This window comes from Mesorhizobium sp. WSM4841 (assembly GCF_055811515.1).
Map to the genome: position 1 here is coordinate 242394 of NZ_JBVVQC010000002.1, position 18536 is coordinate 260929.

Sequence of the window (18536 nt, forward strand, 5' to 3'; positions counted from 1 at the left end):
GGCTAGGTCCCCCGCGGTTTGGCGCGGCTGGTGGCGGTGGCGAGAAGCGGGTTCTCCGGCCAGACGTGCCGGGGGTAGCGGCCACGTATGTCGGCCCGCACATCGGCCCAGGAGCCGCGCCAGAAACCGGGCAGGTCGCGGGTCGTCTGGATCGGCCGGTGCGCCGGTGACAAAAGCTCGAGCGTCAGCGGCACGGTGCCGTTGGCGATTGCGGGATGCCGGTCGAGACCAAACAACTCCTGGACGCGGATCGCCAGCACCGGCCATTCGCCATCATAGCGGATCGGCACGCGGCTGCCGGACGGAGCGTCGAAATGGGTCGGCGCCAGTGCCTCGATCCTGCGCTGGAGATCGTGCGGCACCAATGCCATGAGACCGGCCGAGAGCACGCCCAGATCGATCGCGGCAAAGGACGCTGCGCCGGAGAGGAAGGGCAGCAACCAATCGTCGAGGCGGTCGACGAGCGCCGCGTCGGAAACATCGGGCCAGGGCGCGCCGAGGCCGCGATGCAGCCAGCCGAGCCGTTGGCGCAACGTTTCCGCTTCCTTGCCCCACGGCAAAAGCGACAGGCCGTGTTCGCGCAAGGCGTCAAGGATGGCGCGATCCGCGTCGACGCCGGCCGGCGCCGGCAGCATGCGTTCGGACAGGGTGATGGCGCCGAGGCGAACGGTTTCGCGCACGCGCACTGCGCGCCTGTCGCGGTCGAAACCGGTTTCGCGGCTGGTCTCGATCTCGTCGGCAAGCGAATCGCGAATGTCGGCCTCGTCTATCGCCGCCGCTGCCGTGATGCGGGCGTTCTGCGCCTTGCCCTGCAGATCGGCGACGACGAGCCAGGCCGCCCCCGCCAGCGGATCGGCGGCGTCGAGCATGGCGCCCGAACCGTTGGCCAGCACGAAACGGCCGCGCTCGCCGCGCGCCTTGGCGACGCGGTCCGGCCAAGCATGGATGAGGAGGGCGCCGGCCCTACCCTCCCCCTCGAGGGGGTCCGAAGGACGGGCGAGACCCGTGGCTCGCCCCGGTACGTCGATCCGCGAAGCGGAGCGGGGTGGGGTCGGGTCGGGCACGCCATCGGCGACCCCACCCCGTCTCCCTCGCTTCGCTGCGCTCGGCTCGCTCGCCGACCCTCCCCTCGAGGGGGAGGGTGAGGCCTGTTTCGCCAGCCGCTCGGCAAGCTGCCGTGCGGCGGTGGCGCGCGGCGATCTTTCGGATCGGAACCGGATCAACCGCCGTTCGAGGTCGACGCTGTCGCCGCCAAGGCCACGCTCGGTGAGCAGCACGGCGAGCATGGCCGCCTCGAACGCCTGGCCGGTTTTTGCCGCCTCGGCGACCATGTGAGCGAGCCGCACCGGCAGTGCCAGCCTGCGCATCGCAGCACCCGATTCCGTCAGGCGCCCTGCCTCGTCGACGGCGTCGAGCGCACGCAGCAGCGCCCTTGCCTCGTTGAGCGCCGGGGCCGGCGGCGGATCAAGGAACGAAAGGCTCACCGGGTCGGCGACACCGAAGACGGCGCAGTCGAGCAAAAGTCCGGAAAGGTCCGCCTCGAGGATTTCCGGCGGGGTGAAGGCGGGAAGTGCCGCCGTCTGCTCGGCCCGCCATAGCCGGATGGCGACGCCCGGCTGTGTGCGACCGGCGCGGCCGGCGCGCTGGTCGGCGGAGGCTTTGCTAACCCGCACCGTCTCCAGCCGCGTCAGGCCGCTGGCCGGCTCGTAGCGCGGCAACCGCGACAGGCCGGAATCGATGACGACGTGCACGCCGTCGATGGTGATCGAGGTCTCGGCGATCGACGTCGCCAGCACCACCTTGCGGCGGCTGGACGGCGCTGGCTTGATCGCGGCGTCCTGTGCCTTGTTGTCGAGCATGCCATAGAGCGGCACGATGTCGGTGTCGGCACTGACGCGGCCTTGCAGCCGTTCGGCCGTGCGCTCGATCTCGCGCTGGCCGGGCAGGAAGGCGAGCACGCTGCCGCTCTCATCGGCAAGGGCCGCGCGGATCGCCTTGGCCATGGCGTCCTCTATTGCCGCGCCGGCCGGCCGCTCGTCGTAGCGGATGTCGACGGGAAAGGCGCGGCCCTCGCTCTCGATCACCGTGGCGCCGGAAAGCAGCCGCGCGACGCGCGCGCCATCGAGCGTCGCCGACATTACCAGCAATCGCAGATCGGGCCTCAGCGCACCTTGCACGTCAAGCGCCAGCGCCAGACCAAAATCACCGTCGAGCGAGCGCTCGTGGAACTCGTCGAAGAAAACAGCCGAGACGCCGGGCAGCTCCGGATGGTCGAGGATCATCCGCGACAGCACGCCTTCTGTGACGACGAGGATCCTTGTCCTCGCAGAAGTGCGGTTTTCCATACGCATGGCATAGCCGACCGTCTCGCCGGGTTCCTCCCCGAGCAGTTCGGCCATACGGCGGGCAGCGGCGCGGGCAGCGAGCCGGCGCGGCTCGAGCAGAATGATCTTTCCCGTGCCGAGCCACGCCGCTTCGAGCAGCGCCAGCGGCACCAGCGTCGTCTTGCCGGCGCCGGGCGGCGCCACCAGCACGGCGCTGTTGCCATGACCGAGCGCTTCACTGAGCGCCGGCATCACGGCGGAGACCGGAAGCTCCGGCAAGGGTTTTCTGGTCATTGTTCCAAGGATGCATCCATCCAATTGCGGCGGATCCGCAGCGCCCGCATATCAGCCGTGGCGATCGCCGCGCAACCGGCAACGGGCCAACTCAAAACCGGGTCCGTGAGAACGGGTTCCAGCGCACCGTGTCGAGCCTCACCTCCTCGCGCACCATCGTCACAAGGCCCGAGCCGCCGACGACGGCGAGACCGACAAGCGACAGAAGATCTGGCGACAGAAGATCCGGATATTCCTGGAGAAAGCGCGCAGGATCACCGCCAGAGGATCTGCAAGTATTGCGTCGGCGCGATCTGCCCAGGCTTTTGACAACGGCATCGTTGCATGAACAGCTTGCGTAGGCGAGCAGAGCGAGCAGAATTCCGTTCGTCCCGTTATTCCGATTCCAGGGAGAGAGCAGAGTGAAGATACTGGCACTCGGTGCGCATCCGGACGATATCGAGATCTTCATGTTCGGTACGATGGCGGCCTATGCCGCACAAGGCGCAGAACTGGTTTTTGCGATAGCCACGGATGGCGCCAAGGGCGGGAAGGGCGATCCGGGATCACTCGCCCGCGCCCGCCGCGAGGAAGCGGCTGTGGCGGCGGACCTGCTTGGCGCAACATCGCACTTCCTCGATTTTCCGGACGGCGCGCTGGTTGCCGATGCCGCGCTGATCGCGGCGCTGAAGACGCTGATCGGTGATATCAGGCCGGATCTGGCGATCACCCATGCGCCGAACGACTATCATGGCGACCACCGTGCGCTGTCGGACGGCGTGCGCATCGCGGCGTCCTTCGCTGTCCCGGTGCTGCACGCCGATACGCTCGGCGGCACCGGTTTTTCGCCGACGCACTATGTCGATATCTCCGGGCATTTCGAGCTCAAGGCGATGGCGATCCGGGCGCATCAGTCGCAGGATCCCGAACGTTTCGTCGATGCGGCGCGCACGCAGAACGCGTTTCGCGCCGGCCAGTGCAATGGCGCGGCCGGTTCCTTCGCTGAGGCCTTCCGCTTCGAACCGATCTTCCCCTTCGCCGATATCCGCGCCCTGCTGCCGCCCGCCCCAGTGATCCGGCCGGTGACGGTGAGCACCAAAACGGTCAAATGAGCGCACCCGCGCGCCGAACGATCTGACACGCGCCTTTCCTGAACCAGCGACCGATGCGCTATGCTGCAGCGCAGCGACGAATTCGCTTGCCTTGTTTAGTAAAAATTGCATCACTAAACAAATTACTAAACATCCGCCGCTCAACCGCGTCGATATGTTTAGACCCCTGAGGAGGGGTTGAGGTTTTTGAAACCGTCATCCGGGCGTGTTTCGCAAATGGGAGGAAGGCATGAAATCGACCTTGAAACTGACGTTGGGACTGACATCGGCGATGTTTGCGTCGACCGCCGTTTCGAATGTCGCGCAGGCTGAAGATCTGACGCTTTGCTGGGCAGCCTGGGACCCGGCCAACGCGCTTGTCGAATTATCAAAGGATTTCACCAAGGAAACCGGCATCGGCATGAAATTCGAATTCGTGCCGTGGACCAACTATGCCGACCGCTTTCTCAACGAACTGAATTCCAAGGGCAAGCTGTGCGACCTGATCATCGGCGACAGCCAGTGGATCGGCGGCGCCGCCGAGAACGGCCACTACGTCAAGCTGAACGACTTCTTCGACAAGGAGAAGATCAGCATGGACGACTTCGTGCCGGCGACCGTCGTCGGCTATTCCGAATGGCCGAAGAACACGCCGAGCTACTGGGCGCTGCCTGCAATGGGCGACGTCGTCGGCTGGACCTACCGCAAGGACTGGTTCTCCAAGCCGGAACTGCAGAAGGAATTCAAGGAAAAGTACGACTGGGATCTCGCCGCGCCGACGACCTTCGACCAGCTGAAGCAGATCGCCGAGTTCTTCCAGAAGCGCGAGATCGACGGCAAGACGGTCTATGGCGCGTCGATCTATACCGAGCGCGGCTCCGAAGGCATCACCATGGGCGCCATGGACGTGCTCTACAGCTTCGGCTTCAAATATGAGAACCCCGACAAGCCCTACGAGATGGACGGTTTCGTCAATTCCGAGAAATCGGTGAAGGGTCTGGAGTTCTACAAGGCGCTCTATGACTGCTGCACGCCTCCCGGGGCCTCGAACAGCTACATGGGCGAAGGCGTCGACGCCTTCAAATCCGGCCAGGTGGCGATGCACATGAACTTCGCCTTTACCTGGCCAGGCCTGCAGAAGGACGAAAATGTCGGCGGCGACAAGATTGGTTATTTCGCCAATCCCAAGGGGCCCGATGGCGATCAATTCGCCCAGCTTGGCGGCCAGGGCATCTCGGTGGTCTCTTACTCCGACAAGCAGGAGGCTGCGCTCAAATACATCAAGTGGTTCGCCAACAAGGATGTTCAGGCCAAATGGTGGTCGCTCGGCGGCTTTTCCTGCCTCAACGCAGTCGTCAAAGATCCAGGCTTCCCGGCCAGCCAGCCTTACGCGCAGACCTTCCTCGACTCCATGGCCATCGTGAAGGATTTTTGGGCAGAGCCCAGCTATGCGCCGCTGCTGCAGGCGTCGCAGAAGCGCTTCCATGATTACGTCGTCGCCGGCCAGGGGTCGGCCAAGGATGCGCTCGATGGCCTGGTCAAGGACTGGACCGAGGTCTTCCAGGACGATGGCAAAATGTAATTGGGGCAAGACCTAACCGGCTCCTCCCGAGCCACGACCGCGTGTCCCGTGCCACCCTTGGCACGGGACACAGTTCAGATAAATTCCATTGTCGAGACGAACCCAAGTGACCGAAGCGGGACTGACCATGCTCAATCGGACTGCGGACAGCGTTGCCCGGGCTACGCCTGAGCCGTTGGCCCGCAAGGTCCGGGGCATCAGCGACAAGGGCCTCGCCTGGCTGTTCATCTCGCCGACGATCCTCTTGCTTCTCGCCATCAACATCTTCCCGCTGTTCTGGGCGATCTATCTGTCCTTCACCAACTACCGCGCCAATCGCCCCAATGAGGTCGTCAGGAATGTCGGCCTTGCCAATTACAAACGCATCCTCGGCGACCAGGACATCTGGATCGCCATGCAGACGACGGCGCATTTCGTGTTCTGGACCATTCTCCTGCAGACGCTGATCGGTTTTACCCTCGCCTGGCTGATTGACCGGAAGTTTCGCGGCCACGCCTTCTGGACGACGATCATTCTGGTGCCGATGATGCTGTCGCCGGCAGTTGTCGGCAATTTCTGGCGCTTCCTCTACGAGCCGCAGATCGGCCTGTTCGCCTATGCCATCTCGTTCGTCACCGGCATTCCGGCGACGCAGATCGGCATGCTCTCCAACGTGTCGCTGGCGCCGTGGTCGATCGTCATCGTCGACACCTGGATGTGGACGCCTTACGTGATGCTGATCTGCCTCGCCGGCCTGCGTTCGATCCCCGAATACATCTATGAGGCGGCAGAAGTCGACCGTGCCTCCAACTGGCGGCAGTTCTGGTCGATCACGCTGCCGATGGCGCTGCCCTTCATCATGCTGGCGGTGCTGTTCCGCGGCATCGAGAACTTCAAGATGTTCGACATGGTCAACCTGCTCACCGGCGGCGGACCGGGATCAACCACCGAAGTCGCCTCGATCACGCTGAAGCGGCAGGCCTTCGAAAGCTGGCGGACCGGCTATTCCTCGGCCTTCGCCATCATCCTGTTCGTCGCGGTGTTCGGACTTGCCAACATCTACGTCAAGGCGCTCAACAAGGTGAAGCAGAGATGAGCCTGACGTCAGCCCACTCGGTCGTCGCACCCTCGGCCACGTCGAAGCGCGTCGCCGGCACGATCATCGTGCTTTACGCACTGATCTCAATCGTGCCGCTGCTGTGGATCTTCGCCACCAGCTTCAAGACACCGCCGGATTCGATCGCCTATCCGCCAAAGATCCTGTTCCAGCCGAGCCTCGAGGGCTACTGCAATCTGTTCTCGACCCGGACCCGGCAGACACCGGAATACATCAACTCGCTGGGACCGGCGACGGGCGTCTGCGACGAGACAGTGCGCAAGCGCAACATGGTGATCGCCGGCCCGTCCAATTTCATGCCGCGCTTCGTCAATTCGCTGATCATCGCCTTCGGCTCGACCTTCTGCGCTGTGTTCCTCGGCACTCTGTCGGCCTATGGCTTCTCGCGCTTCAAGGTGCCGTTGGCCGACGATCTCCTGTTCTTCATCCTGTCGACGCGGATGATGCCGCCGATCGCGGTCGCCATCCCGATCTACCTGATGTATCGCGAGCTTGGCCTGTCGGACACCGCGCTCGGCATGATCCTGCTCTACACCGCGGTCAACGTGTCGCTTGCAGTGTGGCTACTGAAGGGCTTCATCGACGAGATCCCGCGCGAATATGAGGAAGCGGCGATGATCGACGGCTATACGCGGCTGCAGGCCTTCTGGCGCACCGTGCTGCCGCAGGCGACCACCGGCATTGCCGCGACCGCCATCTTCTGCCTGATCTTCGCCTGGAACGAATATGCGTTCGCCGCACTGCTGACCTCGGGCACGGCGCAGACCGCACCGCCCTTCATCCCCACCATCATCGGCGAAGGCGGCCAGGACTGGCCGGCGGTCGCCGCGGGCACGACGATCTTCCTGGTGCCGATCCTGGTGTTCACCATCCTGCTTCGCAAGCAGTTGCTGCGCGGCATCACCTTCGGCGCGGTGCGCAAATGAGCCTGACCCAACCCGCAAAACGGAAGTCGCGCTGGCCGGCATGGGCCAGGCGCGGACTGATGGAGAATATCGCTACCGCGATCATTGCCATTGGCTTCCTGATGCTGTTCCAGCCCTTCGCGCTCTCGCTCTACACTTATTCGTTCATCACCATGCTGGCCGGTACGGCGATGTTCATCATCGTCTCGAAGTTTCCGGAGTAGACGATGGCGGAGATCAGGGTCGAGCATCTGAGAAAGGCATTCGGCGATTTCGTCGCCGTGCAGGATTCCAACTTCGTCGTCGGGGATGGCGAGTTCTTCGTCATGCTGGGGCCGTCGGGTTGCGGCAAGACGACGACGTTGCGCATGATTGCCGGGCTCGAACTGCCGACCGGCGGCAAGATCCTGCTCGGTGGCGAGGACGTCACCATGCGGCGTGCCCGCGAGCGCGACATCGCCTTCGTCTTCCAGCTGTTCGCGCTCTATCCGCATATGAATGTGCGCAAGAACATCGGTTTCCCGCTGTTGGCACAAGGTATGCCAGGCATCGAAATCCGCCAGCGCGTCGAAGAGACGGCGAAGCTGTTGCGCATCGATCATCTGCTCAACAAATCGGTCTCCGGCCTTGCCGGCGGTGATCGCCAGCGCGTCGCGCTCGGCCGCGCCATCGTGCGGCGGCCAAAATGCTTCCTTATGGACGAGCCGCTCGGCACGCTCGACACCGAATTCCGCGATCTCATGGTCCATGAGTTGCGCGAACTGCACAACCGCATCCACGCCACCACGGTCTACGTCACGCATGACCAGATGGAAGCGATGTCGATGGCCGACAAGATCGCGGTTATGAACCACGGCGTCATCGAACAGTTCGGCACGCCGCGCGAAATCTACGACCGGCCGGCGACCATGTTCGTCGCCGATTTCATCGGCTCGCCGCCGATGAACTTTCTCGGCTTCGGCGGCGGGCTTTCAAAGGGCGCCAGGGAGATCGTGGTGCAAGGCGCCAAAGTGGCGGTGCCGGAGGTGCGCGAGGACATCGCGCCGGCCGACATGGCGCTCGGCATCCGACCGGAGCACATCCGCTTCGACGACGCGTCGAAGCTGCGCGGCGCCATCTATGGCACCGAATATCTCGGCACCACGCAGATCGTTGCGGTGGAGACATCCGGCGGCATCGTCAAGGCGCGGGTGCCGGCCGAAATCCGGCTCAATGCGGGCGACCATGTCGGCCTAGCGCTGAGCAGCGCACGGCTGTCGCTGTTCGAGAAGGGCTCCGGCCGCGCGGTGCGAACCGCAATCCATGACGCGGCTTCCCAGGGAAGAGCGCATCATGGCTGACGTGGACATCAAGAGCGTGACCAAGAGCTTCGGCGAGCATGTCGCCGTGGACACTCTCGATCTGCACGTCGCCGATGGCGAATTCGTTGTGCTGCTCGGCCCGACCGGCGCCGGCAAAACGACGACGCTGCGGCTTATCGCCGGATTGGAACGGCCGGATATGGGCTCAATCCATATCGGCGGCCGCGATGCGACAATGTTGTCGCCGGCCGAGCGCGACACCGCGTTCGTCTTCCAGCAATATTCGCTCTATCCGCATCTGTCGGTCTACGACAACCTGGCCTTTCCGCTGCGCTCGCCGGCGCGGCGGCTGAGCGAGGCCGCGGTGCGTCGCCGCGTCGAGGATGTGGCCAAGATGGTGCGTATCCACCACAAGCTGAACAACCGCTCCACCAAGCTTTCCGGCGGCGAGATGCAGCGCGTCGCCATCGGGCGCGCCCTGGTGCGCAAGCCCTCGATCTATCTGATGGACGAGCCGCTGTCGTCGCTCGATGCCAAGCTGCGCGCCGATCTCCGGCTCGAGCTCAAGCGCATCCAGGCCGAGCTCGGCGCCACCATGCTTTATGTCACGCACGACCAGATCGAAGCGATGACGATGGCCGATCGCATCGGAATTCTCGCCGACGGCGTGCTGGTGCAGATCGGCACGCCACGCACCATCTACTCGGAGCCGGCAAACCTTCATGTCGCCGCAAGGCTCGGCCAGCCGGCGATCAATCTGTTGCCGACCGGCCTGCTGCCGGATGGCGATATGCCGGCGGGAACCAAAACGATCGGCGCGCGTACAGAACATCTGTCGATCGGCAAGGCATCGAATGGCCCCGCCGACGGCGTTGTTAACTGGGTCGAACATCTGGGCGACCAGAACCACCTGCATGTGACGGTGGGGAGCAGAAAGCTGGTGACGCTGACCGACCCCGACATCCAATTGGAAAAGGGCGACAGGGTGATTATCCGCTACCGGGCGCCGCTGTTCTTCGACCAGGCCGGCAATAGGATTGCAAACCGATGAGCGCTGGAACGATGGTCAAGACTGGGACGATGGACAAGGTTGACCTGAAGACACTGATATCCGTCACCGCCAACACGATTGCCGCCCACGCGGACGAACTGACCGCGCTCGACCAGACGATCGGCGACGGCGACCATGGGCTGAACATGAAGCGCGGCTTCGAGGCAGTGCGGGCGGAGGCCGAGGCGTTTGCGGCAAAGCCATTGCCGGAGGCGCTAAAGGCGATCGGCACCAAGCTGGTGATGACCGTCGGCGGAGCCTCGGGCCCGCTGTTCGGGACGCTGTTCATGGCGCTCGGCAAGGAGATTTCCGCAGAGCCGGATCGCGCCAATCTGGCTATGGCTTTCGGCAAGGCAATCGAGGCGGTGGCAGCCAGGGGCAAGTCGCAGGTCGGGCAAAAGACCATGCTCGACGTGCTGCAGCCAGTGCATGACGCCCTGCTGCAGGGAAAAACCGAGGCGGAAATCGCCGATGTCGCGGACAGTGCGGCCGATGCCACCGTGCCAATGAAGGCGTTGCGCGGACGCGCTTCGTTTCTCGGCGACCGCTCGATCGGCCATATGGATGCCGGCGGGCGCTCGGTCGCGCTTCTGGTGCGGGCTGTCACTGAGACCATCAAGGGGCACGCATGAGCAATGTCGGCATCGTTATCGTATCGCATTCACCGCTGGTCGCCGAGGGCACGGCCGACATGGTGCGCCAGATGGTCGGCGACGAAGTGCCGCTTGCATGGTGCGGCGGAAACGGCCATGGCGGGCTGGGAACCAATGTCGAGGCGATCATGGGCGCCATCAACAAGGCCTGGTCGGAGGCGGGTGTCGCCATACTTGTGGATCTCGGCGGCGCCGAGACCAACAGCGAGATGGCGGTCGAGATGATCGGCGAGCCGCGTGCGCACAAGATCATCGTCTGCAATGCGCCGATCGTCGAAGGCGCGGTGATGGCGGCGACGGAGGCTTCCGGCGGCGCTTCGCTCAGGGAAGTGGTGGCGACGGCACACGAATTGTCGCCATCGTGAATAACAGGAATTTTGACAGCATGTCGGCATCCGCAGAAGCCACCGTCCTGATCAGCCATGAGGTGGGCCTGCATGCGCGCCCTTCGGTGAAGTTCACCAAGCTCGCCAAAACATTTTCGGCCGAAGTCGAAGTGGCGCTCGCCGCCAACGGGCCCTGGTTCGATGCCAAGAGCATCGTCAAGGTGATGGCCGCGAAGGCGCCGAAAGGCACGGTGCTGCATATCCGAGCGAGGGGTGACGGCGCCGGCGAGGCGGTCGGCGCGCTGGTCGAGCTGGTGCGGCGCGATTTCGACGAGGGCGTGGACCATGCCCGAACCGCTTAGGCTGCAGGGGATTTCGGCTTCGGCCGGCTATGCCGAAGGGCCGCTATTCAACCTCGATCCGGTTGTCGCGCGCTATGGCCGTAAGGCGACCGCCGCGGACGAGAGGCTCGCGCTCGAAACGGCAATCACGGCAGCGACAGGCCGGCTTGCGACGCTGATCGAAGCGACCAAGGGCGACGCCGCCGACATTCTCGAATTCCAGCTCGCCATGCTGGATGACGATGCGCTGACCGGCCCGGCCTTTGCCGCGATTGCCGCCGGCCAGCCGGCCGATGCGGCCTGGCGGCAGGCGCTCGACGCCGAAATTGTAGGCTACGAAACGTCAGACCAGGATTATTTCCGGGCGCGCGCCGCCGACATGCGCGACATCAGAGACCAGGTGCTGCGCGCGCTGACCGAGGACAGCGAGGCAGCCGCGCCGGCGGGAGCCATTTTCTACGGCGAGGACATCGCGCCGACACGCTTTCTCGAAACCGACTGGAGTTCCGGCGGCGGCATTGCGCTGAAGGCGGGTAGTGCCGCCAGCCACGTCGCCATGCTGGCACGCTCGCGCGGCGTGCCGATGATCGTGGGGCTTGGGGCAGACGGGCTCGGTGCTTCGCCGGCTCATCTTGCCGGCGTCGCCCTGCTTGATGCCGAGCATGGCGGCATCATATTGGCGCCATCAAGGGCAGAGGTCGAGGCGTTCCGGCGATCATCGTCGTCTTTCGCGGCGCGTCGCGACAGGGCGGAAACTTTTTTGGCCCGGCCGGCGGTGACGAAAGCCGGCACGGCGGTGCGGGTGCAGGTCAACATCGCCGATCCGTCCGATGTCGACAACATCGATGTCTCGACCTGCGACGGCGTCGGGCTGATGCGAACCGAGTTCCTGTTCGGCAAAACGCTGCCAGACGAGGAAACGCAGTATCGCGCCTACCGCAAGGTGCTCGAATGGGCTGAAGGCAGACCGGTGACCATTCGCACCGTCGACGCCGGCGGCGACAAGCCGGTGCCAGGCTTCACCGTGGCGGAAACTAATCCGTTCCTTGGCCTGCGCGGCATCAGGTTGTCGCTGGCAAGACCGGAGGTTTTTCGGCTGCAGATCAGGGCGCTGCTGCGCGCCGCCGTGCATGGCAATCTGAAGGTGATGTTCCCGATGGTCGCCGTTAGGGACGAATATGAACGTGCCGCCGCGCTGTTCGCGGAAGAACAGGCTGGCCTCATAGAACGCGGCGTCGCGCAAAAAATGCCGCCGCTTGGCATCATGGTCGAGGTGCCGTCGGTGGCGATCGCTCCTGAGGCTTTTACCGAGGTCGCCTTCTTCTCGATCGGCTCGAACGACCTTACGCAGTATGTGATGGCGGCGGCGCGCGACAACGCGTTGGTTGCGCATCTCAATTCGATCAGGCATCCGGCCGTGCTTCGGCTGATCGCCTCGGTTGCGGCGTTCGGCCGCGTGCAAAGGATTCCGGTCAGCCTATGCGGCGACGCCGGCGGCGATCCGGCGGCAATCCCGGCGCTGATTGAGGCCGGCCTGCGCGACCTTTCCGTGGTTCCCGCACAACTCGCAATGGCCAAGGCGGCCATTGCGGACGTTTCGATCTAGGCACCGGCATGGCCGACAAGACACCTGAAGCCGGCTCCGAAGAGGCGATCCGCGCCTATAAGACGATCCTGTCGCAGGTCCTCGACCAGCGCCCGTCCGGGATGCGCCAGCGCCTCGCCGACGCGTTGGGCAAGCATCGCAGCTTCGTCACCCAGATTTCCAGCCCGACCTACTCGATCCCGATCCCGTCAAAACATTTGCCGGCTATTTTCTCCGTCTGCCATTTCAGCCCGGCCGAACGCGATCATTTTCTAGCCGCCTACCATCAGGCGCATCCCGGGAAAATGTCGGTGGCATCAGGCATGCGCAAGACGCGGCATGTCTCGTTGATCGTTCCCGATTTCGGCGACGACAAGCAGAATGCGGCGCTCGATCGGGCGGTCAACGATTTCATCCAGAAGATCACCAGCATCGCCGGCAAGGGCGGGACATAGTCGCGCCAAGTTCAGCTATTTCGGGAGGAGACGGCCATGAAGAAGTTTCTAAATTCTGTTGACACGGTGCTGACCGAAAGCCTCGATGGCTTCGTTGCCGCCCATGCCGACATACTGGCGCTTGGCGACGAGCATAAATTCGTGCGCCGCAGGACACTCAAGCCCGGCAAGGTGGCGCTGATCTCCGGCGGCGGCTCTGGCCACGAACCGCTGCATGGCGGGCTGGTCGGGCATGGCATGCTGGATGCCGCCTGCCCCGGCCAGGTGTTCACCTCGCCGACGCCGGACCAGATGCTGGCGGCCGCGGAAGCGGTCAACACCGGCGCCGGCTGCCTGTTCATCGTCAAGAACTACGAGGGCGATGTAATGAATTTCGAGATGGCCGCCGAAATGTCGGAGGGCGTGATGCAAGTGGTGACCAATGACGACGTCGCGGTCGAGAACTCCTCCTACACCACTGGCCGGCGCGGCGTTGCCGGCACGCTGGTGGTCGAGAAGATCCTCGGTGCCGCAGCCGAGCAAGGCATGGCACTGAAGCCGTTGAAGGCGCTCGGCGAGCGCGTCAATGGCGCAACGCGCTCTATGGGCGTTGCGCTGACCAGTTGCACCGTACCGGCCGCCGGCAAGCCGACCTTCGATATCGGCGACGGCGAGATGGAATTCGGCGTCGGCATCCATGGCGAACCCGGCCGCCGCCGCGACGCGTTGAAGAGCGCCGACGCCATCGCCGAGGAGATCTGCGCGGCGATATCAGGCGATCTCGGTGACAGGGCAAAAGGCCCGGCGCTGCTTTTCGTCAACGGCTTTGGCGGCACGCCGCTGATGGAGCTCTACCTGATGTACAACAGTGCCCGGAAAATCTTCGAGAGAAACGGCGTGACGGTCACTCGCTCACTGGTCGGGTCCTATGTGACATCGCTCGACATGGCCGGCTGTTCGATCACGCTGACCATGCTCGACGACGAGACGACCGCATTGTGGGACGCGCCGGTACATACGGCTGCGCTACGCCGGGGGATGTAGCACGGCCAAGGCCGCGCTGCGGCTCACGACAAGAAGTGGCCGTCAAGCAAAGCCCGCTTCGGTCTGCGAAGCGGGCCTTTGCAAGGAATCCCAAAGACAGTCGGTGACAACACTGTCATGCGCTATGCCGAGCATTGTCAGGCCAGTGTGGTGGAGTTAGGCACAATGTTGCTTTTCCTTTACCTTTGGTAAGGTAAGAAAATCCGGCGGGTTTTTGGAGGCAGAACATGCGTTACAATTGGGATCGGGCGCCGACCGGTTTCGAACGTCACAGAAAGGCGCTGGTCGCCGCCTTGCTGATCGCCGGCGGTGTCGGCCTCATGCTCGCGGCGCTGCCGCTTTAGAACCGCATTTGAGCGCAAGCAGGCGCTTTTCAACGCACCTGGCCGGTCACTGCGACAAAGCGGCGGTCCCGTCCTTCAAATCCCTGACTGAAGCGTTGCACGAGCACGGCAAGCACAGCCGGTTTGCCGTCCGGGGTGAATGCATAGGATTCCGACAGGCTGTAGGAAGTCGGACAATGCCTCGAGCCGGGCACGGCCTTGTCCTGATGCAGCAGTTTGAACGGCTTGCCATCCTGTCCCTGCAGCGTCAGGCGGAAACCGAACGCCTTGCCGGTCGCGGCGCCTTGCTGCGTCTCGTCGAAGCTTGACGAGCAATCCGTCGTGCTGTCGGCCAGGATCTGGTCGAGCTGGATGCTAGAGATGCCAAGCACGTCATAGCTCGGCGAAAGCGATTTCTGCGAAACCTGCTCGAGGCGCGCAATATCTTGGTAAGCGACCATGTCGTCGGGAAACGTGAACCTGTCCACAGCCGTCCGCTCGCCGCGCGGCGCTATGGCATATCGGGCGAGGATCGGCGCCGCCTGCGCGGCAGCCTGTGCCCTCGCCTGATCGAGAGTGAGCGTCGCCTCCTCGGTTTCGTCGACGATGCGGATCGGCTTGCCGCCGACGAATTCATCGGTGCGCGTGTCGATGATGTCGATCTCCGACCAGCCCGAATCCGAAGCGCCGGCATCGAGCGTGCCGTATTGTTCGAAGGCGAAGTAGCTACCGTCCGGCGAAAAGCCGATAATGCGCCGGGCCGCCGCATCGCCGGCCTGAGCGGCGGAAACGACCACCAACAGCATCGCCGCCAAAACGGCAGATCCAACCTTGCACCGCAACTTCATTGCGACTTGCCCCCAATTATGACCCAGACTGCAATTATGACCCGAGACCATCATGCCGGGTATTTGCGACCAAGGCGAGAACGCCAAACGACGAAATTGCACATGCTTGCAAAAACAGCATACGCTATTTCAAAGGCAGCAAACATTCCTGGGGAGTAAGCCGGATGGCGTCACGCTACCACGAGGTCTATGACGGCTGGAAACGCGACCCGGAAAAATTCTGGGCGGATGCGGCCAAAGCCATCGACTGGTTCTCACCGTTCGACACGGTCTTCGATCCGAATGCCGGCGTCTATGGGCGCTGGTTTGGCGGCGCCTCCTGCAACACCTGCTTCAACGCCGTCGACCGCCATGTGGCGGGTGGCCGCGCCGATCAGACCGCGCTGATCCATGACAGCGCGATTTCAGGCACGATCAGGAAATTCACCTATACCGAACTGAAACGCGAGGTGATCGCGCTGACGTCGGTGCTGAAGAACCGCGGCGTCCAAAAAGGCGATCGAGTCATCATCTACATGCCGATGGTGCCGGAAGCGGCCTTCGCCATGCTTGCCTGCGCCCGGATCGGCGCCGTGCATTCGGTCGTTTTCGGCGGCTTTGCCTCGCACGAGCTCGCCACGCGCATCGACGACGCCAGGCCGAAGCTGATCATTTCCGCCTCTTGCGGTCTGGAGCCGGGGCGCGTCGTTGCCTACAAGCCGCTGCTCGACACGGCGATCGAGATGTCGCGGCATAAGCCCGAGGCCTGCCTCATCCTGCAGCGCGACCAACTGCGCTGCGAGCTCAGGGAAAACCATGACATCGACTATGCCGACGCCGTCGCCCGCGAGCGGGCCGCGGGCGCCAATGTCGACTGCGTTCCGGTGCTCGCCACTGATCCGCTCTACATCATCTACACGTCCGGAACGACCGGCCAGCCCAAGGGCATCGTGCGCGACAATGGCGGCCACATGGTTGCGCTGAAATGGTCGATGGAGAACGAGTTCGGCGTCAAGCCGGGCGAGGTGTTCTGGGCGGCTTCCGACGTCGGCTGGGTGGTCGGCCATTCCTACATCGTCTACGGCCCGCTGCTGCATGGCTGCACAACCGTCCTGTTCGAGGGCAAGCCGGTCGGCACGCCGGACGCCGGCACCTACTGGCGGGTGATCGCCGAGCATGGAGTCGTCGCGCTGTTCACCGCGCCGACCGCCTTCCGCGCCATCAAGGGACAGGACCCCAAGGGCGAATTCGTTCCGAAATACGACCTGTCGAAGTTCCGCACGCTGTTCCTCGCCGGCGAGCGCGCCGATCCGGAAACCATCAAATGGGCGGAGCAGAAACTGAACGTGCCGGTGATCGACCATTGGTGGCAGACCGAGACCGGCTCGCCGATGACGATCAACCCAGCCGGATTGGGCCTGCTGCCGATGAAATATGGCTCGCCCGGCGTGCCGATGCCCGGCTACGACATTCGCGTGCTCGACGATGCCGGGCACGAAGTCCCGCGCGGCACGTTGGGCAATGTCGTCGTCAAGCTGCCGCTGCCGGCCGGCTGCCTGCCGACGCTGTGGAATGCCGATGACCGGTTTCGCCAAGCCTATCTCGACGAATTCCCCGGCTTCTACAAAACGGCGGATGCCGGCATGATGGACGAGGACGGTTATTTGTTCGTCATGGCCCGGACCGACGACATCATCAATGTCGCCGGCCACCGGCTGTCGACCGGCGCCATGGAGGAGGTGCTGGCCGCGCATCCCGACGTTGCCGAATGCGCCGTCATCGGCATCGCCGATGCGATGAAGGGCCAGGTTCCGCTCGGCTTCGTGGTGCTGAATGCGGGTGTCGCGCGTGACAGCGGCGCCATCGAGGCCGAGGTGGTCACCCTGGTGCGCGAGCGGATCGGCCCGGTCGCCGCCCTCAAGACGGTGGTGACGATCAAGCGCCTGCCAAAGACGCGCTCCGGCAAAATCCTGCGCGGCACCATGCAGAAGATTGCCGACAAGGAAGGATGGACGATGCCGGCGACCATCGACGACCCGGCCATTCTCGACGAGATCACTGCGGCGCTCAAAGGGCGCGGCATCGGACTTTAGTTGCTTTCGGAGCGCGGCAGGCGGATCGCGGCGTGGGACGAATTCACGAATTCATCCTGCACTGCAATCGTCTGTTGTGCAATGCAGCAATAGCCCTTAAACTTTGCGTGGGGGGCCATTCCGAAGGCACGGCATGGCTCAGCAAAAAACCACATTCGGCGGCATCGACATCCTGCGTTTTCTCGCCGCCGTCCTCGTGATGTTCTACCACTACGGCTTCTGGGTGTGGGCGTTCCCGGAGGGCGTTTCGGCGCGCGCGACGGGCGGCATCCCGACCCATCCGGAAATAGGCGGGCTGGTCCAATTCGGATGGGTCGGCGTCCAGATATTCTTCGTCATCAGCGGCTTCGTCATCGCCTTCAGCGCCGAGCATTCGACACCGCTGCGGTTTTTCGAGGCAAGGGTGAAACGATTGGCGCCGGCCGTCTGGATCTGCGCGCCAGTCACCGTGATGGTGCTGCTTTTCGTCGATCTCAGTTGGCCGACGGACGCTGTCACCAGGCTCTTGCGCACCGCCTTGTTCGTTCCGTTCAACCCCTGGGTCGACAGCGTCTACTGGACGCTCGGCATCGAGATCGCCTTTTATGCCGTCGTCTGGATCCTGCTGCGGCTCGGCCGCTTCGATCTGATGGAAGCGGTGGCAGTTGCGCTCGGCGCGATCAGCACGCTTTTCTGGTGCCTGTACTATCCATTCGACTGGTCGGACCTTGCCGAGGCGCGCTGGCTCGACCTGCTCCTGGTGCATCACGGATGTTTTTTCGCGACAGGTGTGCTGCTCTGGCTGATGCGTTTCAAGGCAGTGACGCCGGCCCGCCTTGTTTTCTGCGCCTTGTTCCTGGCCGGCGGTGTGCTGCAGATCGTCAGTGCTGTCGACGTCCGCAGCATCAAGGTCGAAGCCGCGATGCCCTACGCGCCGCCGCTCGTCCTGTTTCTCGCTGCCATGGCGCTGATGGCGTGGTCGTTACGGCTCGACCTGTCCTGGCGCGGCTGGCGTCGGATCGGGCTGATGACCTACCCTCTCTATCTGATCCATAATGTCGTCGGCGCGGCTATTCTCGGGGCCTTGATGCGCGCGGGAGTGCCATACCTGCTTTCGGTGGTCATCGTCGGCGCGACCATGATCGCCGCGAGCTGGCTGATTGCGATCGAGGCCGAACCGCGCATCCGGCTTCTGCTCGACCACACCATCTTCCGCTATCGGCTCAAGGCCGCGTAACCGCCCCGGCGTGTCACGCCGGTTCCTGGCTGCAAAGTCCTGCTGTGAACGTGCGGCGCGAACAATGGTGC

The 18536-nt window shown here is 63.8% G+C and carries 17 protein-coding genes; 15 read left to right on the forward strand and 2 right to left on the reverse strand.

The features are described 5' to 3' along the window. Positions 1 to 2 precede the first annotated feature (2 nt). A complete protein-coding gene (gene hrpB, locus AC0L14_RS03160) occupies positions 3 to 2618 on the reverse strand; it encodes an ATP-dependent helicase HrpB (RefSeq protein ID WP_473748632.1) in 2616 nt (871 codons plus the stop codon). 401 nt (positions 2619 to 3019) lie between these two features. Between hrpB and AC0L14_RS03165 the strand changes: the two genes are divergently transcribed. The 13 genes from AC0L14_RS03165 (at position 3020) to dhaK (ending at position 14006) form a co-directional block, all read left to right on the forward strand. Next, positions 3020 to 3709 carry a PIG-L deacetylase family protein gene (locus AC0L14_RS03165; RefSeq protein ID WP_473526169.1) on the forward strand — a complete coding sequence of 230 codons (690 nt, stop codon included), beginning with the start codon at positions 3020 to 3022 and terminating at the stop codon, positions 3707 to 3709. Between the two features lie 229 nt (positions 3710 to 3938). Then, the gene (locus tag AC0L14_RS03170; RefSeq protein WP_473484160.1) at positions 3939 to 5270 is read left to right on the forward strand and encodes an ABC transporter substrate-binding protein; all 1332 of its coding nucleotides are present in this window, start codon (positions 3939 to 3941) and stop codon (positions 5268 to 5270) included. 127 nt (positions 5271 to 5397) lie between these two features. After that, positions 5398 to 6345 (forward strand): carbohydrate ABC transporter permease, encoded by a 948-nt coding sequence (locus AC0L14_RS03175; protein ID WP_077377482.1) that lies wholly within the window; start codon positions 5398 to 5400, stop codon positions 6343 to 6345. Then, positions 6342 to 7292 carry a carbohydrate ABC transporter permease gene (locus AC0L14_RS03180; RefSeq protein ID WP_123146400.1) on the forward strand — a complete coding sequence of 317 codons (951 nt, stop codon included), beginning with the start codon at positions 6342 to 6344 and terminating at the stop codon, positions 7290 to 7292. Before AC0L14_RS03175 ends, AC0L14_RS03180 begins: the two co-directional genes overlap by 4 nt. After that, complete coding sequence (locus tag AC0L14_RS03185) at positions 7289 to 7495, forward strand: hypothetical protein (RefSeq protein WP_254017500.1); 207 nt, start codon at positions 7289 to 7291, stop codon at positions 7493 to 7495. The genes AC0L14_RS03180 and AC0L14_RS03185 overlap by 4 nt, the downstream gene beginning before the upstream one ends. Before the next feature lie 3 nt (positions 7496 to 7498). Then, entirely contained in the window at positions 7499 to 8611 is a 1113-nt protein-coding gene (locus tag AC0L14_RS03190; RefSeq protein ID WP_473484162.1) for an ABC transporter ATP-binding protein, read from the forward strand. Continuing rightward, positions 8604 to 9623 (forward strand): ABC transporter ATP-binding protein, encoded by a 1020-nt coding sequence (locus AC0L14_RS03195; RefSeq protein WP_473484164.1) that lies wholly within the window; start codon positions 8604 to 8606, stop codon positions 9621 to 9623. The genes AC0L14_RS03190 and AC0L14_RS03195 overlap by 8 nt, the downstream gene beginning before the upstream one ends. A gap of 29 nt (positions 9624 to 9652) precedes the next feature. After that, positions 9653 to 10255, forward strand: a complete 603-nt coding sequence (gene dhaL, locus AC0L14_RS03200; protein ID WP_473748699.1) for a dihydroxyacetone kinase subunit DhaL — start codon at positions 9653 to 9655, stop codon at positions 10253 to 10255. Continuing rightward, positions 10252 to 10641 carry a dihydroxyacetone kinase phosphoryl donor subunit DhaM gene (gene dhaM, locus AC0L14_RS03205; protein ID WP_123146397.1) on the forward strand — a complete coding sequence of 130 codons (390 nt, stop codon included), beginning with the start codon at positions 10252 to 10254 and terminating at the stop codon, positions 10639 to 10641. The genes dhaL and dhaM overlap by 4 nt, the downstream gene beginning before the upstream one ends. Positions 10642 to 10661: 20 nt before the next feature. Further along, positions 10662 to 10964, forward strand: a complete 303-nt coding sequence (locus AC0L14_RS03210) for an HPr family phosphocarrier protein (protein WP_473526172.1) — start codon at positions 10662 to 10664, stop codon at positions 10962 to 10964. Continuing rightward, a complete protein-coding gene (ptsP, locus tag AC0L14_RS03215; protein WP_473748633.1) occupies positions 10948 to 12549 on the forward strand; it encodes a phosphoenolpyruvate--protein phosphotransferase in 1602 nt (533 codons plus the stop codon). Before AC0L14_RS03210 ends, ptsP begins: the two co-directional genes overlap by 17 nt. An 8-nt stretch (positions 12550 to 12557) precedes the next feature. Further along, on the forward strand, positions 12558 to 12983 hold the full coding sequence (locus AC0L14_RS03220) for a hypothetical protein (protein ID WP_192363160.1): 426 nt from the start codon (positions 12558 to 12560) through the stop codon (positions 12981 to 12983). Between the two features lie 36 nt (positions 12984 to 13019). Next, positions 13020 to 14006 carry a dihydroxyacetone kinase subunit DhaK gene (gene dhaK, locus AC0L14_RS03225; RefSeq protein WP_473526174.1) on the forward strand — a complete coding sequence of 329 codons (987 nt, stop codon included), beginning with the start codon at positions 13020 to 13022 and terminating at the stop codon, positions 14004 to 14006. A gap of 373 nt (positions 14007 to 14379) precedes the next feature. Here the strand turns inward: dhaK and AC0L14_RS03230 are convergent, their stop codons facing one another. Then, positions 14380 to 15135, reverse strand: coding sequence for a DUF2259 domain-containing protein (locus AC0L14_RS03230; protein ID WP_473748700.1), 756 nt, complete (start codon positions 15133 to 15135; stop codon positions 14380 to 14382). Between the two features lie 206 nt (positions 15136 to 15341). Here AC0L14_RS03230 and AC0L14_RS03235 point away from each other — a divergent pair, with 206 nt between their 5' ends. Further along, the gene (locus tag AC0L14_RS03235; protein WP_473526175.1) at positions 15342 to 17249 is read left to right on the forward strand and encodes a propionyl-CoA synthetase; all 1908 of its coding nucleotides are present in this window, start codon (positions 15342 to 15344) and stop codon (positions 17247 to 17249) included. A 133-nt stretch (positions 17250 to 17382) separates the two neighbouring features. Continuing rightward, entirely contained in the window at positions 17383 to 18465 is a 1083-nt protein-coding gene (locus tag AC0L14_RS03240) for an acyltransferase family protein (RefSeq protein WP_473748635.1), read from the forward strand. The last annotated feature ends 71 nt before the right edge of the window (positions 18466 to 18536 follow it).